Annotated in this window: 18 protein-coding genes and 6 pseudogenes; 5 read left to right on the forward strand and 19 right to left on the reverse strand. The window is 45.4% G+C overall.

Annotation, left to right across the window (positions count from 1 at the left end; translation table 11 throughout):
- Window positions 1-48: 48 nt before the first annotated feature.
- The 5 genes and pseudogenes from JCM2765_RS01490 to JCM2765_RS01505 form a co-directional block, all read right to left on the reverse strand.
- Window positions 49-447, reverse strand: coding sequence for a hypothetical protein (locus JCM2765_RS01490; RefSeq protein ID WP_054732932.1), 399 nt, complete (start codon window positions 445-447; stop codon window positions 49-51).
- A gap of 257 nt (window positions 448-704) precedes the next feature.
- Window positions 705-1,028, reverse strand: a complete 324-nt coding sequence (locus JCM2765_RS01495) for a branched-chain amino acid transporter permease (protein WP_156301634.1) — start codon at window positions 1,026-1,028, stop codon at window positions 705-707.
- Window positions 1,015-1,398, reverse strand: coding sequence for an ABC transporter permease family protein (locus tag JCM2765_RS18595; RefSeq protein ID WP_263849277.1), 384 nt, complete (start codon window positions 1,396-1,398; stop codon window positions 1,015-1,017). Before JCM2765_RS18595 ends, JCM2765_RS01495 begins: the two co-directional genes overlap by 14 nt.
- A gap of 29 nt (window positions 1,399-1,427) precedes the next feature.
- Complete coding sequence (locus JCM2765_RS18600; protein WP_263849278.1) at window positions 1,428-1,721, reverse strand: AzlC family ABC transporter permease; 294 nt, start codon at window positions 1,719-1,721, stop codon at window positions 1,428-1,430.
- 319 nt (window positions 1,722-2,040) lie between these two features.
- Window positions 2,041-3,277, reverse strand: a pseudogene (locus tag JCM2765_RS01505) (MFS transporter).
- Window positions 3,278-3,502: 225 nt separating this feature from the next.
- On the opposite strand from JCM2765_RS01505, the gene JCM2765_RS01510 reads away from it, so the two are divergent.
- The 4 genes from JCM2765_RS01510 to JCM2765_RS01525 all read left to right on the forward strand — a co-directional run bounded on the left by JCM2765_RS01510 (window position 3,503) and on the right by JCM2765_RS01525 (window position 7,258).
- Window positions 3,503-4,108 (forward strand): TetR/AcrR family transcriptional regulator, encoded by a 606-nt coding sequence (locus tag JCM2765_RS01510; RefSeq protein WP_054732936.1) that lies wholly within the window; start codon window positions 3,503-3,505, stop codon window positions 4,106-4,108.
- Entirely contained in the window at window positions 4,098-5,519 is a 1,422-nt protein-coding gene (locus JCM2765_RS01515; protein ID WP_054732939.1) for an aminotransferase-like domain-containing protein, read from the forward strand. The genes JCM2765_RS01510 and JCM2765_RS01515 overlap by 11 nt, the downstream gene beginning before the upstream one ends.
- A 133-nt stretch (window positions 5,520-5,652) precedes the next feature.
- Complete coding sequence (locus JCM2765_RS01520; protein ID WP_054732942.1) at window positions 5,653-6,495, forward strand: aldo/keto reductase; 843 nt, start codon at window positions 5,653-5,655, stop codon at window positions 6,493-6,495.
- A 151-nt stretch (window positions 6,496-6,646) separates the two neighbouring features.
- Window positions 6,647-7,258, forward strand: a complete 612-nt coding sequence (locus JCM2765_RS01525) for a sugar O-acetyltransferase (protein WP_082404942.1) — start codon at window positions 6,647-6,649, stop codon at window positions 7,256-7,258.
- Window positions 7,259-7,328: 70 nt separating this feature from the next.
- Here the strand turns inward: JCM2765_RS01525 and JCM2765_RS01530 are convergent, their stop codons facing one another.
- From JCM2765_RS01530 to parE, 13 genes and pseudogenes are all read right to left on the reverse strand, one after another.
- A complete protein-coding gene (locus JCM2765_RS01530; RefSeq protein WP_082404943.1) occupies window positions 7,329-8,783 on the reverse strand; it encodes an MATE family efflux transporter in 1,455 nt (484 codons plus the stop codon).
- A 122-nt stretch (window positions 8,784-8,905) separates the two neighbouring features.
- The gene (locus JCM2765_RS01535; protein WP_054732946.1) at window positions 8,906-10,102 is read right to left on the reverse strand and encodes a hypothetical protein; all 1,197 of its coding nucleotides are present in this window, start codon (window positions 10,100-10,102) and stop codon (window positions 8,906-8,908) included.
- Between the two features lie 1,424 nt (window positions 10,103-11,526).
- Window positions 11,527-11,898, reverse strand: a complete 372-nt coding sequence (locus tag JCM2765_RS01540) for a hypothetical protein (protein ID WP_054732949.1) — start codon at window positions 11,896-11,898, stop codon at window positions 11,527-11,529.
- Between the two features lie 86 nt (window positions 11,899-11,984).
- On the reverse strand, window positions 11,985-12,437 hold the full coding sequence (gene msrB, locus JCM2765_RS01545; RefSeq protein ID WP_054732952.1) for a peptide-methionine (R)-S-oxide reductase MsrB: 453 nt from the start codon (window positions 12,435-12,437) through the stop codon (window positions 11,985-11,987).
- A gap of 155 nt (window positions 12,438-12,592) precedes the next feature.
- Complete coding sequence (locus tag JCM2765_RS01550) at window positions 12,593-13,735, reverse strand: glycerate kinase (RefSeq protein ID WP_054732954.1); 1,143 nt, start codon at window positions 13,733-13,735, stop codon at window positions 12,593-12,595.
- A gap of 85 nt (window positions 13,736-13,820) precedes the next feature.
- Window positions 13,821-15,126: pseudogene (locus JCM2765_RS01555) on the reverse strand (GntP family permease).
- Window positions 15,127-15,430: 304 nt separating this feature from the next.
- Window positions 15,431-15,904, reverse strand: coding sequence for an EAL domain-containing protein (locus JCM2765_RS01560; protein WP_369404024.1), 474 nt, complete (start codon window positions 15,902-15,904; stop codon window positions 15,431-15,433).
- Entirely contained in the window at window positions 15,889-16,092 is a 204-nt protein-coding gene (locus JCM2765_RS18925) for an EAL domain-containing protein (RefSeq protein ID WP_369404025.1), read from the reverse strand. Before JCM2765_RS18925 ends, JCM2765_RS01560 begins: the two co-directional genes overlap by 16 nt.
- A 218-nt stretch (window positions 16,093-16,310) precedes the next feature.
- The gene (locus JCM2765_RS01565; RefSeq protein WP_225351911.1) at window positions 16,311-16,823 is read right to left on the reverse strand and encodes an EAL domain-containing protein; all 513 of its coding nucleotides are present in this window, start codon (window positions 16,821-16,823) and stop codon (window positions 16,311-16,313) included.
- Window positions 16,824-17,108: 285 nt separating this feature from the next.
- A pseudogene (locus JCM2765_RS01570) lies at window positions 17,109-18,037 on the reverse strand (manganese-dependent inorganic pyrophosphatase).
- A 55-nt stretch (window positions 18,038-18,092) separates the two neighbouring features.
- A pseudogene (locus JCM2765_RS01575) lies at window positions 18,093-19,054 on the reverse strand (LysR family transcriptional regulator).
- Between the two features lie 119 nt (window positions 19,055-19,173).
- Window positions 19,174-21,575, reverse strand: a pseudogene (parC, locus tag JCM2765_RS01580) (DNA topoisomerase IV subunit A).
- Between the two features lie 72 nt (window positions 21,576-21,647).
- Window positions 21,648-23,656 (reverse strand): annotated as a pseudogene (gene parE, locus JCM2765_RS01585) (DNA topoisomerase IV subunit B).
- Window positions 23,657-23,768: 112 nt separating this feature from the next.
- Here parE and plsY point away from each other — a divergent pair.
- Entirely contained in the window at window positions 23,769-24,401 is a 633-nt protein-coding gene (gene plsY / locus JCM2765_RS01590; protein ID WP_082404944.1) for a glycerol-3-phosphate 1-O-acyltransferase PlsY, read from the forward strand.
- Between the two features lie 89 nt (window positions 24,402-24,490).
- Here plsY and JCM2765_RS01595 read toward each other — a convergent pair whose 3' ends face one another.
- Window positions 24,491-25,369 carry an aldose 1-epimerase family protein gene (locus tag JCM2765_RS01595; RefSeq protein WP_054732960.1) on the reverse strand — a complete coding sequence of 293 codons (879 nt, stop codon included), beginning with the start codon at window positions 25,367-25,369 and terminating at the stop codon, window positions 24,491-24,493.
- Window positions 25,370-25,630: the final 261 nt, after the last annotated feature.

The following is a 25,630-nucleotide window of genomic DNA, read 5'->3' on the forward strand; positions in this document are numbered from 1 at the left end:
ATTCGGCAATAATATTAGCGACAACTTCATCTGCTGACATGCCTTGTTCTAAATGCTGGTAGCGTCTTCAACATCTTTTTTAGTAGGTTGATAGCCTTCGTAGATGCTGTTAATAATACTGTCACGAGTGTTCCAAAAATTTTTTTTCGTGCTAAACTGAATCCCCATAATCGTTAGGGTGCTTAAATCAGTTTGGTTTAAAAAGTCACTTTCAACTTGTGACGGGCCTTTATCATAATCGGCCAAATAAGCGTCATTTACGACATCCAAAGAAATCTGATTTAATTTTAAAATTTTAGCAATGACTTTAAAGCTAGAATTACCAATCGGGCGATCAAGGGCACCCACGATTGTCGTTCTAGGTAACTTCGTTTTTTGAGCTAACTGAGTTGCACTTTGATCGACAACCCCCTGTTGATTCAACACTTGTTTTAACGTCATTTCCATGTCAATCACCTCAATCAATATTATCCCATCGTGTCGTTATACGGTCAATAATAACGTTTTAACATCATTAATTCAGCCAATTAGAGTAACTAACGTTTATGCAAATTAATTCGCAATAAGTATATTAATTCAAATCAGTCTCGCTTTATACGGGGGTAATACAAACTTAAACGAGTCGGATTAAATATTCTTACATTTAAAACCTAAAAATAAGTCGAATCACCATTCACTTATGCGTGGTTCGACCTATTTTTAACTTATAGCATCTGTAATAGTCCCATATACAACAACGTCCCCGTCGCAATCGACAAGAACAGATTACGTTTCCAAAGGTGCACAGCAACCGTCGCGGCGCCAGCCAATAATTGTGGCCAGATTTGGGCCCAGGGTAAATCCGGCACTGCCTTGTAGCAGTAAATCACCAATATTGCCAAAATCGCTGGTGGTAAAAAGCGCCCCAATTGTTGAATGTAAACGGGGGTCGGCTTATTACTCGGAAAGACCAAAAACGGTAAAAAGCGGGTGATCATGGTCCCCACGACCGCCGCCGCAATGGTGAGCACTTGTTCAGTCAACGTCACGCGCAGTCGCTCCTTTCCGTCGGTAATCAATGGTAAACCCGATGATCAGCAATACCATGGTTACCGGAATAAAGTAGGTTTTACCCACAATAATCAGCGCAATGATGGATAGTCCTAAACCCATGTAGGCACTAGTGTGATTCTTTTCAGCCAAAAATTGATTCAAGAAGAGCACGATAAACAGGGCGGTCATCACAAAATCTAATCCGGGAAGCTTCACGGTGATCAAACCGCCTAACACGCCGCCAAGCGTGGCGCCTGCAACCCAGTAACACTGATTCAACAAGGTCACGAAAAACATGTACCAGCCATGGTCAATATCCTTGGCCGGCTTGGTAGCATAGTTGATAGCAAACGATTCGTCACACATGCCAAAAATAATGTAAAACTTTTTCCAACCTAATCCCCGATAGCGTCCAGCATTGAAATCCCGTAAAACAGGTGTCGCGCGTTGATCACCAACGTTAACAACAGCGCGCTCCACGGATCAAACGGCTGCAGTAGCAAGCTCGCAATCACAAACTCCACTGAACCAGCATAAATCGTCAACGCCATCAGACAGGGATACCAAAAGCTAAACCCACCTTCGTGCATGTAAATCCCATATGTAAGCCCCAAAAATAAAAAACCGGTCATAATCGGCACAGTTTGGGGAAAGGCCGCTTTGAAAGCCGGCGCAATTACTGGTTTCATCCAATCACCTCAATTTTTAATCTAAAATTCAGTTTACCGGGACTTAAGCATACAATCAACGTTAAAATTGTATGGATTATAATTAGGTGGTGATTAGGGTGACTATTTAGGCATGAGAACCCGTCTTTAGTACCACCGGCATCCTGCTCTAGAAGTTAAGTGAGTTACTAAAAAACGAGTTAAAGCCAAGGGGACGCAACGACGTTCACTTCTGATGCAACGCGACCCAATTAAGCTTAATTGTTCAAAAAAGACCAACCTCACCATGATGAGTGAAGTTGGCCTTATTTAAGTATCGTTGATGTCTAACGTCATTTGATTAAGCCCGGTGCAGTTTAATCCGCAGCGCTGGTTGCGTGATCCACAACATCAAGAAGTTGACCATCAGTAGCGCAGCGGTTGAGATGAACACGACGTTGTAGCCGAATAAACCAGCTAACGACCCACCAAGTAGGGAACCAAACATGTTGCCCAGTGCTTGGAAGGATTGATTCCAACTAAAGATCGCTGAAGTTGCTGTAACTGGCGAATTTTTCGTTAACAAGGTCTGAATCGTTGGGAAGAGGGCGCCATCCGAAATCCCAATCATAAAGCGTAGGAAGCCCAAGACCCAGATACTGGTGACAAATCCCTGGGGAATGTACATGATCATCGCAAATAAGTACCCGACCATCAGCACCTTACTAGAGCCGTTGGAGTCCCCGTAAGCGCCCAGTCGTGGGGCCGCCATGATGTTTGAAATGCCGGGTAGCGCTGCAATGATTCCGGCAACGAACGCCACGGGACCGGCATTGTGCATCAACTGCTTGACGTACAAACTAATAATTGGGGCAATCGAGGTGTTCCCAAGTTGAACAAACATCGTCGAAAACAGCAGGACGATAATCAACCGAGGATTCTTAAACTGACTCAACAGCCCACCTAACATGTGACCCTGACTAGTCGCCGCTTTGTCACGCTTAACTGGCACAAAGTATTCCGTTACGAGGGTCGCAGACAAGATGCCGGCAATCACCAACAACGTTGCCGTAATAAAAAAGGTGTCGCGAATCGAAAAGAGTTCCGCCAACGTCCCACCGATAATCGGGCCCATCAGCATCCCGGAAGTGGAGCCGGTAACTAGGGTCCTAGTGCTTGGCCACTATGGTTTCGCGGCGTCTGTGACGCAATTAGCGCTTGAGCATTGGAAATGTAACCCGAAAAGAGGCCTTGTAATGCCCGTAGTGCCAACAATTGCCAAACATTTGACACTAAGCCCATTAAAAACATGGCAACGGCCATCCCAAATGACGCCCGGATCAACATGATCTTGCGGCCTTTTCGATCGGCCAAAGCCCCCAGAGTGGTGATACAATTGCGGTCACTAAAAACGTCGCCGCGTAAACCAGACCACTATAAAAGGAAACTTGTGCTTTCGTAAAGTGACCTAATTCGCTGACGTACAGCGACATAAAGGGCATGATCTCACTAAACGCGATTCCGGCAATAAACGTACACCCCCAGAGAATCGTTAAATTCCGCTTCCAGGGGCTTTTTTCTCGATGTGCTTCATCCATGGTTCTGTCTCTCTCCTTATAACTTAACTCACTTACTTTTATCAGATCAAACCGCACACAAATACGCCCTAGGAAAGCAGCGTACGGGGCAACTCAATCAGTTTAAATAATGGCTGGTATCACAAAAAATAAATGTAAGCCTTTTCTTAAATTAACTATTGTAAATTTAATTTACAAATGGTAATACTAGACTTATTACCTACAAAAAGCAAGTGAGTGAGCAGAATGGTCCAAAAACGAAATTTATCGGCGACCAAAATCAAAGCGGTCGCAACTGACATGATCAATCGATCCGGTGCGGAGCAATTAAGTTTCAGCCGGGTCGCGGACGCGCTTGGGGTTAAACCGCAAGCCATGTATGCGTATTTTAAAAGTAAGGAAGCTCTTCGCGCAGAGCTGATCGTTGATTTCTTAGACGGTATCACCGCTAAGATCAAGACGGAACTTGCAGGGGTGGCCGGCAAAGATGCCCTGCGCATCTTTGGGGAGCAACTTTACCAGTTGTTACTGGCCCAGCCGGAAATGACCCGGTTAGCGTTTGGTGGCGTTGATTATCAGCACCAGTCGGATGCTTATGAGCACCTGAAAGACTTAATCGGCCTCCTCAAACGACTGGTAGCACCGTTTTCGCAAGACGAGACGGAAATCCTAAACGATTCACGCTTGTTTCGGGCGTTTATCTTTGGTTACGTTCAAAACGAACTGTGGGGGCTATTTCAACGGTCATCCGTACCAGCCGAAACCAGTTTTCAGGTCTCGTTAAACCAAGTAATCACGCTGATCACCACAACTCATACCGAAACGAAAAGTAGTGACTTAGATGCCGATTAACTCATTTGAAGACTATCCTTTAACCTGGCAGCCGGATCGTAGTCAGCTGAGTCGACCTATTTATCGCGCATTGCTGAAACAGTTAGTCGATGCGATCAATAACGGCACTTTATTGCCAGGAACCAAGCTACCTTCCCAAAGAGAATTGGCCGACTACCTGGATTTAAACTTCACCACCATTACCCGAGTCTATAAACTCAGTCAAGAGCAGGGCCTCACGTACGGCATTACGGGTAAGGGGACCTTTATCGCGCAAAATGCTAGTACCAAGGTCACCATCTCACTGAACCGCCAACCGGAGTTAACTGAACTGGGTTTTTTGGCATCCTTTGAGTCAACTAACCAATTGATGGAGAAGGTCACCCAACAGGTGCTTCACGAGGCGCATTTAGCCCGTTTACTGACGTATGCGGAACCAACTGGAACATTGACCCATAAACGCGTCGCCCTGACTTATTTAAAGCGGGTTGGCGTTTCTGCGTCACTCGACCAGTTAGTGGTGACCTCTGGTGGCCAAAATGCGTTGGCGTTGATTATCTTTGGGTTATTTGAACCCGGCGACCGGTTGGCGGTTGATTCATTTACGTACACGAATTTAATTGAAGTTGCTAAAATGCACCATCTGCAACTAGTGCCCATTCCTAGCGATTCGGAGGGGCTATCAGCGGAGACGCTGGCAGAAATTTGTGCGACCCAGACCATCAAGGGCATCTACCTGATTCCAGACTTCAGTAATCCACGAGGTTTGACGTACACTGAGGCACGTCGACGACAGTTAGCTGAGATTATTCGCCAACATGGACTCATCTTGATTGAAGACGACTATCAAAGCTTCATAACCATCAATCAGTCACAGCCACTACCTAAACTCAGTCAGTTAGTACCTGAACAAGCCCTATACGTCTGCAGTATGTCCAAACCGCTATCATCCGGATTACGGGTCGCATACTTAGTGGTTGCCGCACAGTATCAACAAGCGCTTCAACGCGCACTGTTCAACATTAACGTTAAAACTAGCGCACTAGACGTTGAGGTGATCACTCAGGCCTTACTCTCCGGAGTAGCCTACCAGATGATCGGCCAAAAGCAACGGCTCGTCAAACTCGCCAATCAGCAATTTGATCAAGTCTTTCACGAACCAGCGCCCGCAACTCTTGGATTATTCCGCTGGCTACCGATTAACGACTGTGGCTTATCTGGGGATGCGCTTGAACAGCGTTTTCGGGATGCCGGCATCAGCATCTTTCACTCCGACCGGTTCTTAGTTGGACCGCGACCAGCGCAGACTTATTTGCGAATCTCGTTGGCTTCTGAGCCGATGCCAAAACTGACGGCAGGGTTGGTGCGATTGAAGGAATTATTGGTGGATTGGGGGTTGTGGCAACCGGCTGAAACGCGGACGCAACGATAACCCCAAATTCTAAAAACTGACTCTAGTTAAGTTAAGTGGGCTTTTTTGAGCACGCTTTGAAACAAACTATTTGACTTAGACCCTACTCTAAGTTTTAAACTAATCCCATTAACTAGAAAGCAGGCGACACACTATGGCAACAACTTTCAAATTCGACAACGACCTCACCGTTAACCGTTTGGGCTACGGGACCATGCAACTCCCAGGCAAAGGCGTCTGGGGACCATCAACCGATGCGCAAAATGCGGTAGACGTCATCACGACCGCTATCGACCACGGCGTCAACTTTATCGATACAGCGGATGCTTATGGGCCACTATTTGCCAACGAGTATCTTAAACAAGCGCTTCAAGCCCGGCCTGATAGTCACGTGATGGTGGCAACGAAAGTCGGTTTTACCCGTCAAGGACCAAACATTTGGACTGAACTTGGTAATCCAGCTTACCTGCGCCAACAAGTTGAACTCAACTTATGGACCCTTGGCTTAGACCACCTCGACCTACTACAACTGCACCGAATCGATCCCAACTTCTCAATTGAAGATCAAGTCGGTGAACTGGATAAGATGCAACAAGAGGGCAAAATCAAGCATATTGGCCTAAGTCAGGTCAGTGTTGACGAACTCAAGGCAGCGCAAAAGATTACGCCAATCGTTTCCGTTCAAAACCGCTATAACTTAATTGACCGGGCGGATGAAGATGTTCTTAACTATGCGGATGCCAACCACATCGCCTTTATTCCGTGGTTCCCACTGGCAACAGGGCAGTTAACCGAAGGGGATACCTTATCCACCATTGCGGCTAAATACAATGCTAGTCCTGCTCAAATTGCGTTAGCTTGGTTACTCAAACGCTCAGATGTGATTTTACCAATTCCTGGTACGGCTTCTGCTGATCACGTTGTTCAAAACATCGCTGCACAGGAGATTACCCTGTCCGACGCTGACTTTGAAACGTTAAATCAATTGAAAGCTTAATCTGTTTATCTAACAAACCGCCAGCAACGATCCTAATTATCGTTGCTGGCGGTTTGTTAGCGTTCATGAGCAATCTAATTGCATTGAATTTTATAAACCGCTTACATAGTTTGGTATAATGAGCTTAATTACTCATTGGAGGCCCACAACTATGACGGATGCACAACATAACGGGGATCTATATTTACCTTCAGATCCCGAAATTTTAAAACAACAGAATCACTATCTGGATTTACTTTACGATTTTAACCAAACTCGCCCAACCGAATTGGACCGACGTCAAGCTTTGCTAAAAGAATTATTTGGTGACATAGGCGAGGGCTGTTATATTGAACCACCATTCCATGCCAACTGGGGTGGGCACCATGTTCACTTCGGTAACCACATCTATGCCAATTTTAACTTTACCGCCGTCGACGACACCCACATTTACATTGGTGATCATACTATGATTGGTCCCAACGTAACGATTGCGACGGCTGGACACCCGATTCTCCCTAAACTGCGTGAAAAGGAGTATCAATATAATTTACCCGTGCATATCGGTAAAAACTGCTGGTTAGGCGCTGGCGTGATTATTTTGCCGGGCATCACCCTTGGCGATAACGTGGTCGTTGGTGCGGGAAGTGTTGTCACGAAAGACTTGCCCGATAACGTGGTTGCGGTAGGTAATCCCTGCAAGGTCCTTCGCAAAGTCAGTGAGCGTGACCGCAAGATGTACGCCCACGGTCGAGCAATTGATTGGCAAAAATTAAGTGAATAAGTAACGTGTAAAAAATGCGACTAGCAAATTCCGATGATTCCGGATTTGCTAGTCGCATTTTAGGTTAAGATTAGTTGTTCAAATCACGTTCAAAACTCCGCCGATTGACCGTTACCCGGTAAGTTTCTTCAATTGTTTTGATAAAACTACTTTGCTGGTCCGGGTCCGCTGATTCTAGTACTTGTTCCTGCATCCGTTGCATCTTATGCAGTAACTTGATTGCTGCTACGTAGGAGCTAATCAAAACAAGCGTTGACCCCAACCAAGCTAATGGGCTAGCGAGACACGCCCCAAAGTACTGGAAGTAACGGGCTAAAACAATTGCCGCAAACGACCGCATGACCAGTTCGGCCACGCCCGCTAGAGTCGGGACCAAACTTTGACCCAATCCTTGAAGGGTATACCGCACAATAAATAGAATTGCCAAAATCCAATAGGAGCTACCCACCACGTTAAAGTAGGTCTGACTCAAAGCCAAGGCCCGCATATCCTGGTGACCGATAAATAACATAACGAGTTGTTGGCCAAACACGATAATCAAGACCCCAACCAAAACGCTAAAACTAATTGAAGCCGTTAACGCTTGGCGAACGCCCTTAATGATGCGTTCAAACTTCGCCGCGCCAATGTTTTGCGCCGTATAAGTCGCCATGGTGATACCAAAGGACATCATCGGTAAAATCGCCAATTGATCAATTTTCGAAGCGGCTGTCGTTGCCGCAACGGCGTGTTCACCCAAACTGTTGAGGGCTGATTGGAGCACAATGGAGCCAATCGCAATAATTGATGTTTGGAACGCCATGGGTAAGCCATACCGCGCATGGTTCGTAAACTCCGCTTTAACCCGTTTTAAATCTTCAAGGCCAAAGTGGAGCACTGGCACCCGCTTGGCAATGTAAATCACACACAGCGCGCTCGCAAACACCTGTGAGAGCACGGTAGCCCAGCCGGCACCGGCAACACCCCAGTGAAATTTAATAATGAACAATAGCTCTAAAATGACGTTGACCACGGTCCCAATAATTAAAAAGTACAGCGGCGTCCGTGAATCACCCAGTGCTCGAATCTCATTTGAGAGCATGTTAAAGGCAACAGACGCAAAAATACCGGTAAAAATAACCGAAATAAACCGCTTTGCATCAGCATAAATACTAGCTGGTGTACTCATCAGGTGCATGATTGGATCCAGAAAAATCAAACTCAGCGCTGTAAGAACAATGGTGACCAACAGACTAAAAATAATACTCGTTGCAAAGCTTTGCCGAATACCCTTATAATCCTTGGCACCCCAGCGTTGAGCTGTCACAATTGAAAACCCGGCTGTCAGCCCATTGGCACAGCCAATAATCAAAAAGTTTAAACTACTCGTCGAACCCACTGCCGCAAGTGGTTTCACCCCGAGTGTCTGACCCACGATCAGCACATCCGAAAAGTTATATAGTTGTTGAAACAAATTTCCAATAAAGAGCGGCATCGTAAACATTAAAATTAACGTCAACGGTTTCCCTTGAGTCAAATCCCGCATCGTCCAATATCCCCAGCTTTCTAAATCAAATGCGTCTCACAATTTCATATACCATAGTTAGTATACTGATTTGATTACAAAAAGAAAGGGGGCGTGGCTAAATATTGTGATGTAAGGGCTTTTTAGTGGTTAGGAGGTTCAAATTGCAATAAATCGTTGTAAGCCTGTTCGAAATTGTTAACAATTTCAGTTGGACTGCCAAGCACCGCCAATTCGTCTTTGGTGATTGCTCGCCCAAAACGATATGGGCCTTCTTGGTTTTCGTCTGAGTGATCAACACACGGATAATTCGTTCGATCACCAAATGCCGTTAATGCTTTTCGATAAGGCACGTGAAAGCCATATCGAAGCTTTTCATTGTTAATCTCAAAAAAATAAAGGGTGTAATAGTCTGACACAACCTGTAGCTCACAGCCTGGACACTGATTAACGACTGCCTGATTGGTCGCATAATACGTCATGACTGAGTCACCCCAATCACGATAGTACGCGCAATATTCATCAAAATGATGTGAACAAAGAGTTAAGTGGCGTTTATCAGGCTGTTCAGGCGTATAGACACCTACAGAGACAAACTCAGTGTCCCGATATCTAAAAAATAGTCGTAATGCCTGATCTTTATAGTGATAGTAGTCGACTTTCTGGTCTAACTTAGCTAAGTGGTTAATGTGGTGCGTCCAAAACGCCAGATTCAATAATAGATACGCTAACGTTCCCGGTTCACCCAGCTGAGCTTGTGCGAGCTTATACGCTGCTCGAAATTCGGCCTGTTGTTCTCGATGAAGCTGTCGGCGCTGGCGTTCACGTTCTGTCGCCAATCGCTGTTTTTCCTGATGAGTAGCTGATTTTAAGCGAAAATACCGACCATAAGCGATTGCGTCTGGAATTTGGGTCTGATGAGCCAATAAATTCAGATAGTCAAAGTAATCATAGTAAGGCACCATTAAAACTTTGCCATACGCCGTCACTTCGGCAGTCCGACTAATGGTGAGGTAGCCACCAGCGACTAAGCTTGCACGCTGAGTAGCTGTTAAGCGTTCGAAAAGCGTTTTTAAATCAGCCACAGACGCATCTAGATACTGGGTGACCACATCTACCAGTTCCGAAACCGCATGCCGTTGAAAGTAGGTGGTGAGGTGCTCTGTTAACAGGTGCTTGGTTGCGTGTGCAGGAACTTCAATTTGGTGTTGTTTGCACAATGATAATAAAGGGGAAATAGGGAGGTCACCTAGGATTCGATTGAGGTGTTGTTTGACCAAGCTTCGGCGATTAGGGTGGACGGGAAAGGGTTTTGGCGGCACTGGTTGTTTCCGGGGCACGGGAATCATCCTTTCGAAATAAACTTAATAGGGAGCACGCATTAACTGATTAAGTTAAGTTTAGCAAAAGGCGGATCCCAAAGAAAGAACATACGTTCCAAATCCGTAAAGTCGGTTCAGCCGATTACTTTCGTTATAAATCAGACAATCGCGCAATAGTTATCATTAAAGTAACTGTACAGTATTAAAATAAATGGGCGTGTTCATTAATCAATAAAATAGAGGTTTTATTAAGTTTACTATTTAAATGATGCTCATTAGACCCCCTCGCGTCAAAATAACTCCCCCGAAGCAGATTTTAGCCATGAGGGGAGTTTAATTCATACGATTTATCATCAGATTACCAACGATTAACTTAGGAGCTATTAAACCAACGATAGATGTGAAACATGGTTTTAACTAAATTAGTAAACCGTAATTGTCATCATAAATTGATTTAAACTACGCTTATGAATATCCAATCGCATCTAAGTGCATGATACCGTGGAATAAGGCGTACTAATCATATAGCTTGATAATTAACAAACAACGTGAATGTGGTTGCATTAATAATTCTTTCATCCATCGACAATCAACAATGATTCAAGTTGCAACTCAACTTCAAACTAGCAACCGTTAAGCGTTAAAATCATCGTTAACTTTCGATTGAATAAGCGTGAATAAGCGGCGCTGATAACTAACAGTCATCTCAAATTATTTCGCATTTCAATAGAACGTCTCCAGTACTAACTTGATAGACTCACTAAACAGTTATCGCGTTAGCAACTATCCGAATCCAGTTATATACATCAAATCAGCATTGAAAACTACCCAAGCGAAACAAATACGATCATTAAGGCCAACAAAACACTGGTATATCAACGTTTATAGGATTAGCTACCTCTAAAACGCATTCTAAGCCCATTTCAGATTAATTGACGGGTAACTGATCAATTGATGACGGAGAATTCAATTGCAATTAAGCAATTTTTAATAACAATTTGACCAAACAGTAAAAACGGTAATCAGTCAGCGATAACTAGCAATTTATGCTGATTAAGAATTTGTTGGATCTTGGTTGAAGAAGAGTTGCTAATTTAAAACTTTAACCTGAACTCGCTTAAACTGATCAGACTCGTAGCTCGTAGTTAATTGGTAATCAATTAACTAAATTAAACATCTAGACGTGGCCATATAAATCGTTAACCATAAATTAAGTTGCAAACAACAATCAACAAAACTAAGAAAGGGAAGTTCAATTTAAGCAAATAAACTGATTCTTTTTTCTACTTTACATAATATATATTATTCAAAGTATTGATTCAGATTAAAAATATACACCTCATCACGATTTCTTCAAATCCAAAATAAAAAACACCGATTTCAACATCAGTGTTTTAAATACGCTTTATTTATTTACCGTTAATCGACTAACTTGCTCTCGGTTATTTTTCAGACTCAGTTTCCGATGGTTTTTCAAACTTGTTATTAAACCAGATTGCTAATAAGCCGCTTACTGAACCAACGATGCCAATTAACATCATGATGACGCGCATGATACCCGCATACTTTAAAAATGCGACGTACGTTAACGACAACAACATCCCGGCACCCAGAATGTTCACGAACGTTAACACGATTTTTTCTGTTGAATTACCTCTAGAAAGATACGTCGCGATAGCATAGACACCTAAGTAACTCACAACGTTGATTGCGACGTGGTACGACAAGTTCTGCTTACTGATTGCTGATAATAATGATACCAAACACAAACAGACTGCGGTAATCCAGGATGCAATAAGGGTCTTTTTGTACAACACCAACAACTCCTCAATAATGATTTACAACTCCCATTATTCGTTAGTTGAAACGCTTTTGCAACCGTCTAGCACTAAAAAGTCGTTTATCTTTCAGTTTCTGAGCCATCAAACAATTCTAAATACTGACCATATCCAGCCGACTGAAGTTCAGTCACCGGCACAAACCGCATGGCAGCCGAATTCATACAGTATCGCTGACCACCAGTAGTTTTAGGCCCATCCGAAAAGACGTGACCTAGGTGCGAATTGGCCTGATTAGAGCGAACTTCTTGGCGAAGCATCCCATGGGATTGATCTAGTTGCTCGGTAACCGCAGCGGGCTGAATGGGCTTCGTGAAGGATGGCCAGCCACAACCAGCATCGTATTTATCTAACGAACTGAACAATGGCTCACCACTGACTACATCCACGTAGATTCCGGGTTCGTCAAACTGATCATATTCACCGGTATACGGGGCTTCTGTTGCTGCGTGTTGGGTAACTTCATAGGCCGTTTTTGATAGTCGTTGTCTTAATTCGGCATCCGTTTCGTTCATTTTTACCAACTCCTTGATTTTTCAAGCAACATTCGATTGTACACAATTTAATCAACTTAAGTGTAACAGGTTCTCGTCAAATAAGCGATTAATCCAACCTGCAACAACTAAAAAAGTAGCCAGCATCCGTGCTAACTACTTTCTACACAATATTTCTAGTTTAATTTAGCAATCAGTCGTGCAACGTTCTCCGCTGTTCGACTAAGATTCTGAGGTCCGTTAGCAAGTGCATCCGCCAAAGTCGTCACCCCTGGCACAATTGAGAACACGGCATCAATCACATTATCTTCATATAATGATTCGATCCCCTGACCAACGTTCCCAGCAACAACGACAACCGGCGCATTTGGCGCAACGGCTTTGGTTGCTTGAGCGACCCCGTATGGCGTTTTACCGAATTTGGTCTGAAAATCGATGCCACCTTCACCAGTAAAGACTAAATCAGCCCCCTGCGCCTTTTCCTTTAACCCGGCGTATTCGATGACGATTTCAATGCCTTTGCGCATCTCAGACTTCGTAAAGGCAAGTAGCCCAGCGCCAAGGCCCCCCGCTGCCCCAGCACCTGGATAAGTTGCCAGATCAACACCCAACGTTTCTTGAATCACAGCGGCATAGTGGGTTAAGTTAGCGTCCAATTGAACAACCATGGCCGAAGTTGCGCCCTTTTGCGGGCCAAATACGGCAGACGCCCCATCTGGCCCAACCAATGGATTAGTTACATCAGACGCAATTAAAATTTGGGTGTCTGCAATTCGTGGATCGACTTGGCTAAGGTCAATGCGCGTTAACTGATCTAACGCCCCACCCCCTGGTGCTAATTCGGTTCCAGTCGCATCTAGCAGCTGAACGCCTAACGCTTGAGCCATCCCGGCGCCACCGTCATTCGTGGCACTGCCACCGATACCGAGAATCAGTTGCGTTGCACCACGGTTCAAAGCGGCAATCATCAGCTCACCAGTGCCATAGGTCGTCGTAATCAATGGATTATGGGTGTGGTCATCGACGTACTGAATGCCACTCGCAGCAGCCATCTCGATCACTGCAGTCTGACCATCTCCCAGGATGCCGTATACCGCATCAACTGGTGTGCCTAAGGGTCCCGTTACCGTTTCGTGAATCAGTTGTCCATCCGTTGCATCAACTAACGACTGAACGGTGCCTTCCCCACCATCCGCCATAGGTACTTTCACAATCTCAGCGTCTGGAAAAATAGGCTGAATCCCAGTTTCAATGGCATCCGCTGCTTCCTTGGCCGTCATACCACCCTTGAAAGAATCTGGTGCGACTACGATCTTCATTCAAATATCCTCCCTTTATCTATCGTTGACCGACTGCAGTTAACAGTCCTACCGTCAAAATCGATACTCTAATTATACCGCGTGACTAGCCTAAGAAGCCTAGCATAATTGTTGCAACCGCACAGCAGGTCAACCCAACGAGTGATTCGTAAAGAATACACTTTGACCGTTCGGCGATGTCCATGTGCATGGCGTTGGCCGTTACGTGGAAGTAGTTCCCGTGTGGCAAGTGGTCGATCACAATGCCACCGGTGTGCACCATGGCTGCGGCAGCTAATGGCGCTACACCGAAGCCAAGAATTGCCTTACCAAACGACCCAGTGGCTAAGATAACCCCGGTCGAGGTTGATGCAGCAGCGGCGCCCATTAAGATCCCAGCAATTGGCGCTAATAACGTGCCTGAAACGTGAGCCGCTTTGATTAAGGCAATGACCTGTTCTGGCAAACTTGAGTTAGTGATTAAGCCACCGATTGCCCCTGCACCTAATAAGATCAAGACAACGTCCGTCATTCGACTCATCGGCCTTGGCGTATTCTCTTAGCTTACCACCCTGCTTCATCGCTAACGCGCCAATAATTGCCGCGATTGGTAACACGTACATGGCATCTAAGTTCAACTTCGTTAATGCCGTAATATTGAGCACTGAGCCAATCGGATTAAGTAACAGTAAGACGATTGCAACGACTGGCGTTACTAAGGAACTCCCCAAACTAGGTAAGTTCTCAACATCTACCGCATCTGCCGTTAAGTTTTCAAGGTCTTCGTCTAATACCTGTGAGCCCTTGTTCTTTAACAACGTTGCCAAGATAACGGCCATAGCTAACCCAAATAACGCAGGAATGAAGTCGGCAATCATGACTTGACTCAATTCTACGTTAAACCCCTTGGCAGCCGCAATCGTGTTGGGGTTAGGTGAAATAATGTTCCCGGCTTTACCGCCACCGGAAAGCGCTACCAAAAGTGCCAATTTTGAAATGTGCATCCGCTTCCCGGCTTCTAGTGCAATTGGGGCCACGATCAAAACAGCAACGGGAATAAAGACTCCAACTGCGGTAATCACCATCGTGGCTAACGCCAATGCAAAAATCGCTAACCGGTCCCCTAGCTTCGTGACGATCGTTCGTGCCAACGTCTCTGCTGATCCGGACTCCATCATGACCCCAGCCAGCATCCCGGCTGCCAGCACCCGTAAAATCGTCCCAACCACGCTTTGTGACCCGGCAATGAGAATGTTAATCGTTTGAAGTAAGTTCGCCCCACCGAGTAATGACCCGATGATTGCCCCTAATAGTAGTGAGTACACTGGGTTTAACTTTTTAAGAATTAAGATAATGGCTAATGCCAACCCAATCAGTGCGGCCCACCATGACACAACGACCGTTCCTGCCATACAAATCGACTCCCTCTTGTTTAGATTGTTCAAGCTTGCACCAATTATATAACGTTGTATTTTAACTTTCAACCGTTAATTAATATATCATTAAAATAATTATCAGGCTTTTATTAAAATATTAACCGTTCCAGTGTTATATAATACCCAATTCATGAATGAATTTATCTGATTTAATCATTTAAAACATCATAATAATCCGTTTTCTATTACCTCATCTTCACACTAAATTACACTTGTACATCAAAAAAGCGCTTCTCAAGGATAATCCTCAAAAAGTGCCTCGTTTTAAAATCGATTTAGGCTAATAGTCAAACAAATGTGGTCGCCCGTAATAGTAACCTTGGCGAAACGGTAATTCTAACTGATCTAACAATTGCTCATCATCTGCATTTTCGATACCCTCAACGATCAACCGTAAATTATACTGCTCCGCTACCTGACGCCAGAACTGCAAGGCCGGTTGAATTTCCTTAGCCCGTTGTTCAGTCCGAAAATTTTGCATCGCAAACTTTAGCTCACTGGCGAGTGGCAGCAACGGCTTGATTTGCGCGTACCGATTATCACCCGTACTCACGTCGTCCAAACTAAATTGGATGCCATGCGCCGCAAACGCGGTAATCTGCTCCTGAAGCTGCGACAAACTGACATCCTGATCACCAGGCTCTTCCGTCACTTCGACAACTAAGGTCACGGGATAAATAGCATGCTGTACTTGAATCAACGCCGCCGCCATTTCAGCGTTCACGAATTGAGTCCGATTTAGATTAAACGACACTGACCCAATCTTGAGGCTAATTGCTGTGCAACCTGAGCCAATAACCGAGTTTGAATGGCAACCGGAATCGTTGCAAAATGCTGTGGTAGGATCCAACGATCGTCTTCATACTTGCGAATCAGCATTTCATAACCAATCAGCGATCGAGTATCTTGATTAAGTTGGGGTTGGATAAAGTAACGATACATGACAGGCCTTCTCACACATTTGATTAGTTTTGCTAATTCTAGTATAACATCAATCTATAAATCATTGGTTAGTTAATCAGACAAATGCGGCTTACCATAGTAATAACCTTGACGATAGGGAATCTCCAGTCGATCCAACAACTGGTCATCTTCAATCGTTTCAATGCCTTCCACAACAAATCGCAATTTGTACTGATCAGCAATTTTTTGCCAATGAACTAGCTGTTCTGGGATCTCGCTGCCCGACCCTCACGCCGAAAGTTTTGCATCGCAAACTTAATTTCGTGCACCAGTGGTAAAAACGACTCAACGTTGGCCAACGTATTATTCCCACTACCAACATCATCAAGACTGATTTGAATGCCATGTTGATCGTAATAGCTCACTTCAGCGGCTACCTGTGCTTTGGAAATACCCTTATCCGTTGGTTCTTCGGTCACTTCAACGATCAGACGCACTGGGTACAACGCCAACTGAACCTTCGCTAACGCATCCGCCATTTCCGGGTTTATAAACTGCGTTCGATTCAGATTAAAGGACACGGAGCTGATCTTAAGGGCCAATTTGCCAGCAGTTTGCTGAAGCAGTACCGCTTGAACGTCTACTAAAATCGCATTAAAGTCTTCCGGTAAGATCCAGTGCTGGTCATCAAATTTACGGATCAAGAACTCATACCCGAATAACGACTTGGTAAACTTATTAAGTTGGGGTTGGATAAAGTAACGGTACATTGCACAGACCTCTTTAGCGGTTAGTTTTAAACCGAGTTTTAATTATTACATGTTATAACATCTATATTACATTTTACTAGGATAGTCAAATAATTGCTAGCGGTAATCAACTAAGTTACCCGTTTTTCGCGTCTTTTTTCAGTCATCAACCACAGAACACCGCTTTTTTCATTAGTGTTTTCAATTTAGCACCGACTTAACTTGGTCGTTAAACCCAAAAAGAGCGCTACACCTCCACCGAGGTTATAGCACTCTTTTTAATTTAACGCATTAATTCAGTTGTGACTAAGCACCAAATGCCGTTTGCAATGGTGGGACAACTTGCTTCTTACGTGAAACCACGCCAGGCAAGTTGGCTTTGTCGTCCTTCAACGTGGTGTTAAAGGCCTTTTCAACAACGTCCTTAGGTTCGCCATAGACGAATAATTCGGAGTTGCTATCAAGCACGTTCGTTGCCAAAACTAAGAATAAGTCGTAACCTTCCTTAGCGGCTTCGTCAGCCATCGCTTGCTTGATGCCAGCTTCACGACTGATAACGTCGTTCAAGTCAACCGTGTTGATTTGGTCGATACGAACGTTCTTGCCAGCCATGGTAAATGACTTAGCATCAGCAGCAACTAATTCGGCATCGCTCTTAGCAGCCAAGTTAGTCCCAGCCTTCAGCATTTCGATACCGTATGATTGGTAGTCCACGTCAGCGATTTCAGCCAAGGCTTTAACGGCTTCGCGGTCCTTATCAGTGGTGGTTGGTGATTGTAACAACAACGTATCTGAAATAATAGCAGATAACATCAAACCAGCCAATTGCGCAGGAATCTCAACCTTGTTTTCAGCAAACATGTTGGTCAAGATCGTGCTGGTACAGCCAACTGGTTCGGCCCGGTAGTACAAAGGTGCTGCCGTGTTAAAATCAGCGATCCGGTGATGGTCAACCACGTGTGTCACTTGAACGTCGGCGATATCGTCGGCGCTTTGTTGTGGTTCATTGTGATCGACTAACATTACAGCATCCACTTCGTTAGCAACCGTCTTAACGATCCGTGGGGTTGGTTCGTTGAAGTGGTTTAAAACAAAGTTAGTTTCCATGTTAGGTTCGCCAAGCGCAACGGCTTCAGTGTCGTAACCTAACTTTGATTGTAAGTAGGCGTAAGCCTTAGCCGCCACGATGCGTCGGTATCAGGACTTTTGTGCCCAAAAACGAGTTCCTTTGACATAAATTGATCGCTCCTCAAAATAATAAAATACGAACACTCTTATTTTACTATGATTTTACTTATTTTGCTGAATTTCTTGCAACCGAGCAAGATAATCCTTGGTCTTCAAATATTGATCAAACTGAGCTAAGAAATGGCCGATGCGGGGGATCCGATCCTTACCTGAGCGGAAGACAAAGCTAATTCAAACCGAATGTTAGGTTCAAACCGCGCCGTCCAAGTGTTTTCTTGTGGGCCTTGGCCAACCACGAATGAGTTTGGCAATGCCGTGTAAGCACCGGTCTGCGTTGAAAACCGTAACAGCTGTTGAGGTGTCGTAAACTGTGACACGCTCACTGGTAAGTCAACCATGGCGTTCTTGTAAGCTTCACGCATCACGTGGTTCAAGTAGTAGTTAGTTGGGTACGTGGTCCAAGGACGACTTGGCGTATCCGCAAACTTGATGCGCTTCTTCTTGCTGAGCTTTTCGTCGTGGTGAATGAATAACAGGTCGTCACTAATGATCCGCTTCGATTCGTACGGCTTCCAGTTTTTGATGGATTCATCAGGTAAGTACATGATGGCCAGATCAATCTGGTTGTTTTCCAACTTGTCCCAAATTTCTTTTCGAGTCAGCATGTGAAGGGTGATCTTCACATCTGGGTTTTCTCGGTAAGATTGAATGGTAAAGTCTTCAAACACGCTGTCTTCAACGGATGCTAAGATCCCAACGTTGATATCACCTTGCGTTGCGCTAGTTGATTGTTGGATCTCATCGGCTGCATCGTTTAACACGTCATAAATCTTATGGGTCGCATCAAGCATCGTGTACCCAGCATCCGTTAGACGCAGTTTTTTACCAACGGAGTAAAACAGGCGGGCGCCAACGGTCCGTTCCAGTTTCTTAATTTGTTGGGTCAAAGCTGGTTGCGTGATGCCTAAAATTTGAGCAGCTTGCGTATAGTTCATTGTTTCGGATAATTGTAAAAAGTAAGTGAGCGTTTTCGATGAAAAGATGCTTTCTTGCTTGCTTTTCATGGGGGAAGCCTCCTAAATGATTGGTTGTCTTTGAAAGTTTATTTATCAAAGCTATAATAACCATCTTTGAGCAAATACGCAATTATTGTAATCTAAAAATAACGGATTACTAATAAAATTTAAGACAATGTTAAAATAGTGGGTTTTAATCGCAGGATTTCTGGGACACCTTCGGATTCTGTGTCAATCACAAATGAGCCGTTGGAATAGCGATTATTAAGCGGATGTTCCGCCGGTAAAATATCGTGCATTCGGCGACGATCAGTAATGACTTCCAAAGCGGCCGTTGCATCCGCTAATTTAATAAAGTCAACGACTTCGTGTGGCTTGGACTTCAAAGCATGTAATACTTGGACCCCTTTACGCGCACGAGTGGTGACTGAGATTTCCTTAGCCGCCATCTTCTTGAAGGCACCGCGTTGGGTAATCAAGCTGACCGTGTCCGCATCCGTTACCAGTTGCAGATCAACGACTTGATCACCGTCACCAAGGTTCATTGACCGAACCCCAGTCGTTCGCGCACCGTTAACTGGCACTTCCGCTAAATCGTACCGAAGCGCTAAGCCCAGTTTTGACATCAATAGAATCGATGTCTCCTCTGGTTTGGCTAGATACGTGACATCAACCACGTGAGCCTCTGGATGCTTGAGCTTTTCGTAAACAATTGCCCGGCTCTTGTACGTCCGGCCAGGTAAGAGCGACTTAAACTCGGTTCGCTTCACGTACCCGTCATCGGTTGCAATCAAGAATTCACCCGGTGCTTTGAGATCCTCAAAAGCGTAGGTGGCAATAATTTGTTCATCATCCGCCAACCCAATCGTTTGCGAAATGTGTTCACCAGTTTCCTTCCAGCGCGCATCCGTAATTTCGTGCACTGGTCGATAAATCAAGTTCCCCTTGTTCGTAAACATGTAGAGGTGGTTTAACGTACTCAATTTTTCAGTGAAGATTGGGTAATCGTCTTCCTTGAGTCCGTTATCTTCAGGATCGGACGCATTATACGACCGGACCCCGCTGCGTTTCAGATAGCCATCCCGACTGACCAAAACAACCACGTCTTCATCAGGCACCATGACTTCGGTTGAAATGGTCAATGGTGTAATTTCAGCCTGAATCTCAGTTCGGCGATCGTTACGGTAGGTCTTGTTGATCTCCCGTAATTCTTGACGTAGCACTTTATTCAGTTCTTTAGGGTCCGCTAAAATCCGTTGGTAACTGTCAATTGCCTTGGCGAGTTCAGCAGCTTCAGCTTCTAACGCCGTCACGTCAGTATTGGTCAACCGGTATAGTTGCAAGGCCACAATAGCATCGGCTTGCGCTTCAGAGAAATCGTAAGCTGACATCAAGTTATCGCGGGCGTCTTTACGGTTTTTGCTGGCACGGATGGTCTTGATAACTTCATCAAGAATCGATAAAGCCTTGATCAACCCTTCAACGATGTGTTGCCGTTTCAACGCTTTATCCAAGTCAAATTTGGTCCGACGAGCAATGACGTCTTGTTGATGTTCCAAGTAGGCACTCAGAATCGTCTTCAACGACACGTGTTCTGGCCGCCGGTGGTTGATAGCCACCATGTTGAAGTTGTAAGTCACCTGCAGGTCGGTGTTTTTAAACAGGTAGTTCAAAATCCCATGAGCATCAACGTCACGCTTCAACTCAATCGCAATCGACAAGCCATCCCGGTCAGATTCATCCCGAACTTCCGAGATGCCATCCACTTTTTTAAGCAACCGGAGTTCATCGATTCGCTTAACTAACGCGGCCTTGTTAACTTCGTATGGAATCTCACTGACGCGAATCAGTGATTTATTCCCACGTAGGGTTTCAATGGCCGTTCGTGAACGCACGACGACCCGGCCACGACCAGTTTCGTAGGCCTTCTTGATGCCATCAAGACCTTGAAGGATGCCGCCAGTTGGAAAATCAGGCCCTTAACAAATTGCATCAGTTGATCTAAATCGGCGTTCGGGTGTCCCAGCAGGTAAATCAACGCGTCAATCACTTCACCCAAGTTGTGCGGTGGAATGTCCGTTGCGTAACCGGCCGAGATCCCGGTTGCCCCGTTAACTAGTAAGTTCGGAAACTTTGCTGGCAAGACGGTTGGCTCGTATTCGGTATCATCGAAGTTTAACACCATATCAACGGTGTCTTTATCAATGTCTTTTAACATCTCACCGGCAATTTTACTTAACCGGGCTTCGGTATACCGCATGGCAGCAGGCGGATCACCGTCCATGGAGCCGTTGTTCCCGTGCATCTCAACCAATGGTTCACGAACTTTCCAGTCCTGACTCATCCGGTTGAGGGCTTCGTAAATCGAGCTATCCCCATGGGGGTGGAAGTTACCCATAACATTCCCCACAGCCTTAGCTGACTTTCTAAAGGGTTTGTCGTAGGTGTTGCCATCCTTGTTCATGGCAAATAAGATTCGCCGTTGAACGGGTTTTAAGCCGTCACGGATGTCCGGTAACGCCCGTTCTTGAATAATTGACTTTGAGTAACGGCCGAACCGGTCACTCATGACTTCTTCTAAAGTCAGTTCTTGTATCTTTGTTCCCGCCACTTAAAACGCTCCTTTCACAGTGAAGATTGCTTATTGCGCCGTCGTGGTATCGTGAGCGGCATTGGCTAAGTTACTATCCAAGATGCTGCCCTCTTCTTCCATGGTAAACGCCACGTTTTCTTCGATCCATTTCCGCCGTGGTTCAACTTTGTCACCCATCAGCGTGGTCACTCGGCGTTCTGCCAAAGCGGCGTCATCGATACGAACTCGAACCAACGTCCGCGCATCGGGATCCATCGTGGTTTCCCACAACTGTTCGGCGTCCATTTCACCAAGCCCCTTGAACCGCTGGAGTTTATACCCTTTTAAGCCTTAGTCCGCTTGGCTAATTCATCGTCTGTCCAGGCGTAATCTTCAGTTTGCTTTTTACCAGCACCCTTTTGAATCATGTACAGCGGCGGTAGGGCAATGTACACTCGACCAGCATCGATCATTGGCCGCATGTATTTGTAGAAAAACGTCAACAACAGGGTTTGAATGTGGGCACCATCATCATCGGCATCGGTCATGATAATGATCTTGTCGTAGTTAGCGTCCACAATGTTAAAGTCCGCTCCAACGCCAGCACCAATCGTGTAGATCATGGTGTTGAGCTCTTCATTTTTCATGACGTCTTCAAGTTTCGCCTTTTCGGTGTTCAGGACTTTCCCACGTAATGGCAGAATCGCCTGAAACTTCCGATTCCGGCCCTGTTTAGCAGAGCCGCCGGCAGAATCCCCTTCGACAAGGAAGAGTTCGTTCTTATCGGCGTTTTTTGACTGGGCTGGCGTCAACTTACCAGACAGTAAGCGTTCCTTACGCTTGTGCTTCTTACCAGACCGGCTTTCATCCCGTGCTTTCCGGGCAGCTTCTCTGGCAGAGCGAGCGCGTAACGATTTGTGAATCAGCATTTGGGCAAATTCACCATTTTCCATTAGGTAGTAACCCAACTGTTCGTTCAACACGCTATCAACGTCAGTCCGAGCTTCAGGTGTTCCCAGCTTTTCTTTAGTTTGACCTTCAAACTGAAGCAGTTCTTCAGGCACGCGTAACGAAATGACCGCTGCCAGTCCTTCACGAACGTCAGCACCTTCAAGATTTTTATCTTTATCCTTTAACAACCCAACTTTACGGGCATACTCGTTGAAGGCCTTCGTCCAGGCACTCTTCATCCCAGATTCGTGCGTCCCACCGTCCTTGGTCCGAACGTTGTTCACGAAAGAGAGAATGGTTTCAGAGTAACCATCGTTATACTGCGCGGCAACTTCCACTTCAACACCATCTTTGGTGCCATCGAAGTACATCACGTCCCCTAAGGTTTCTTTGTCTTCGTTTAAGTATGAGACAAATTCCTTGATGCCGTCTTCGAAGTGGTAAACTTCTTCACGTTCTTGATCGTGACGCTTATCCGTCAACGTGATCTTAACGCCCTTCAACAAGAAGGCTGATTCCCGAAGCCGTTCCGCTAAAGTGTTGAAATTGTAGACCGTGGTCGTAAAGATGCTTGAGTCGGGCTTAAAATGCAGCTTGGTCCCAGTTGGTTTCCGAGTGTTCCCTTTTTTCACCAACGTGGTGATTGGGTGACCGCCATCTTTAAACTGTTGTTCATAAAGTTGGCCGTCTCGAACAATCGTCACCGTTAGCTCAGAAGACAAGGCGTTAACAACACTGGCCCCAACTCCGTGAAGGCCACCAGAGGTTTTATAGCCGCCTTGACCAAACTTACCACCGGCATGTAAGACCGTTAAGATCACTTCAGGGGTTGGCTTACCAGAAGCGTGCATCCCCACCGGCATGCCCCGACCATGGTCGGTTACGGTAATACTGTTATCCGCTTCGATCACCACGTTGATTTCGTCCCCGAAACCGGCTAACGCTTCATCCACGGCGTTATCCACGATTTCGTAAACCAAGTGATGCAAACCCCGGCCATCGGTGGAACCGATGTACATTCCGGGGCGCTTTCTAACGGCTTCAAGGCCTTCTAAGACCTGAATAGACGACGCGTCATACGTTGCTTTTTTACTCGCCACTAAAAAGACTCCTTTCAACTCATTCATTTTGGATCAGTGCGATTTTGTGATTCCTTTAAAAATTCAATGTTAAGTCCCATGAAACATGCTAAAATATTAGCCAGTGACTTGTCATCATGCACAATTGGAGGAATAGATCTTGAAACTAGCGCTATTTTTAATCCTCGCCTACCTCTTAGGCGCAATTCCTAACGGTGTCTGGGTCGGTAAACGATTCTTTCACACCGATATTCGAACGGCTGGTTCGGGCAACATTGGCACGACCAACACGTTTCGGGTGCTGGGACCAGTAGCCGGTACCACTGTTCTTGTTTTGGACATCGCTAAAGGCTCAGTCGCAACCTTATTACCAACCTGGTTTCATCTTTCTACGGGCCTGGGAACGGCAACGCCGCTCTTATTCGGGTTAATGGCCGTTCTTGGCCATACCGTATCGATCTTCGACCATTTTAAAGGTGGTAAAGCCGTTGCAACCAGCGCGGGGATGTTACTCGCTTACAATCCCTTACTCTTCGTCATTGCGGCATCATGTTTTGTCAGCCTTATCTATTTAACCAGTATGGTGAGCCTGGCGTCAATGATTTCTTTTACAATCATCGTGATTATGTGCATCCTGTTTCACGATGTCTACCTCACGATCGTTGCTGTTTGCCTCACCATTTTCGTTTTTTACCGACACCGAACCAATATTAGCCGAATCAAAGCTGGAACCGAAAATATGGTTTCGTTTGGCCTCGGCTACCGGCATCGTCAACGACAACAACAGAAGTAGACCATTTAAGGGTCTAACAAAAGTGGAGCCATGTCAAACGACATCGCTCCTTTTTTGTTAGATTTTAATCAAAGATTTAGTGCTTTCACCTAAAAGAACCGAATTTGGTAGTTTGCAGTGAACTGTTGCTGTGGCTGTAAGGTTTGGATGCCAAGTTTGTGGTTAAAGTCACCATCACTCTCAAGGCTATCCGCGATTCCCCACCAAGGCTCGATACAAACGAATGGCGCTTGTTTAGGGTATGGTGACCAGATACCAACATAAGGTGCGTCTTCAACCGTGAGCGCCACGCCATGGTCGTTTAACGGCGTGCTAAGCATCAAGGTCGTCTCCACGTGGTCAAGATCTAAGATCAGTGCGTCTTGATCAAACAAATCGTGATCTAGTGTTAATGGTGTGGTTAAATTCAACATTTTTTCGTGTTGGTGATCATTATATGGTCCAACCAATGGTACTTGAGGGTAAACCTTCTTAGGTGCGACGGTTAAATGATAATCGGAAAAGTCACCTTCAACCGGATTCAACGGCACGTTAAACGCTGGGTGTCCGCCGATTGAAAACGGCATGGTCTGATCGTTAGGATTCGTCACCTGATAAGCTACGGATAACGTATGAGCATCTAACGTAAAGGAAATCTGTAGGTCAAATTCAAACGGATACTTCGCTAATGTTTCGTCAGAAGCCTGTAACTGAAAAACCGCGTGGGTGTCATCGTGGTCCAATACCCGAAATTTCTGATTCCGCGCAAAGCCATGCTGTGTCATCTGGTAAGTCTCGCCATTCAACTGATACTGGTCATCCTTCAAACGACCAACAATTGGGAACAACACTGGTGCGTGGCGGCCCCAAAACTTCGGATCCGCTTGCCAGATGTATTCCAAGCCATCTTCCGGTGCGGCCACACTCGTCAGTTCGGCACCGCTTTCATTCAATTTTATCCGTAAATCGGCATTCTTCAATTCAATCACTGCGCAATTCCTCCCGTAGCTTTCGTTGTTAGAATTAGTATAGACCTTTGCTTTGCGTGGCGTCAACTAAGATTGTGATGAGTACGTTGTCGTACAGTGTGCGGAGCGAGACGGGTTGAGAGCGGTGTGCAAGGCAACATCGGTGAAGCGCCCGGCTGATGTGCAACGGTAAAGTTAGACATTGTGTAAATTTCTATGCTGCCAATAGTTCATCTCGGTAATTCATCGGTGATTTACAGTTAGTTTTAAGCGAAATTCGAG

This window comes from Secundilactobacillus similis DSM 23365 = JCM 2765, from assembly GCF_001311075.1.
GTDB classification, from domain to species: Bacteria; Bacillota; Bacilli; order Lactobacillales; family Lactobacillaceae; genus Secundilactobacillus; species Secundilactobacillus similis.

Excerpts from the sequence above, each read along its gene's own strand:
- JCM2765_RS01490 (WP_054732932.1), bottom strand. The coding sequence starts at position 447 with ATGGAAATGACGTTAAAACAAGTGTTGAATCAACAGGGGGTTGTCGAT.
- JCM2765_RS18595 (WP_263849277.1), bottom strand. The coding sequence starts at position 1,398 with ATGTGTGACGAATCGTTTGCTATCAACTATGCTACCAAGCCGGCCAAG.
- JCM2765_RS18600 (WP_263849278.1), bottom strand. The coding sequence starts at position 1,721 with ATGAAACCAGTAATTGCGCCGGCTTTCAAAGCGGCCTTTCCCCAAACT.
- JCM2765_RS01510 (WP_054732936.1), top strand. The coding sequence starts at position 3,503 with ATGGTCCAAAAACGAAATTTATCGGCGACCAAAATCAAAGCGGTCGCA.
- JCM2765_RS01515 (WP_054732939.1), top strand. The coding sequence starts at position 4,098 with ATGCCGATTAACTCATTTGAAGACTATCCTTTAACCTGGCAGCCGGAT.
- JCM2765_RS01520 (WP_054732942.1), top strand. The coding sequence starts at position 5,653 with ATGGCAACAACTTTCAAATTCGACAACGACCTCACCGTTAACCGTTTG.
- JCM2765_RS01525 (WP_082404942.1), top strand. The coding sequence starts at position 6,647 with ATGACGGATGCACAACATAACGGGGATCTATATTTACCTTCAGATCCC.
- JCM2765_RS01530 (WP_082404943.1), bottom strand. The coding sequence starts at position 8,783 with ATGCGGGATTTGACTCAAGGGAAACCGTTGACGTTAATTTTAATGTTT.
- msrB (WP_054732952.1), bottom strand. The coding sequence starts at position 12,437 with ATGAACGAAACGGATGCCGAATTAAGACAACGACTATCAAAAACGGCC.
- JCM2765_RS01550 (WP_054732954.1), bottom strand. The coding sequence starts at position 13,735 with ATGAAGATCGTAGTCGCACCAGATTCTTTCAAGGGTGGTATGACGGCC.
- JCM2765_RS18925 (WP_369404025.1), bottom strand. The coding sequence starts at position 16,092 with ATGTATCGTTACTTTATCCAACCCCAACTTAATCAAGATACTCGATCG.
- JCM2765_RS01565 (WP_225351911.1), bottom strand. The coding sequence starts at position 16,823 with ATGTACCGTTACTTTATCCAACCCCAACTTAATAAGTTTACCAAGTCG.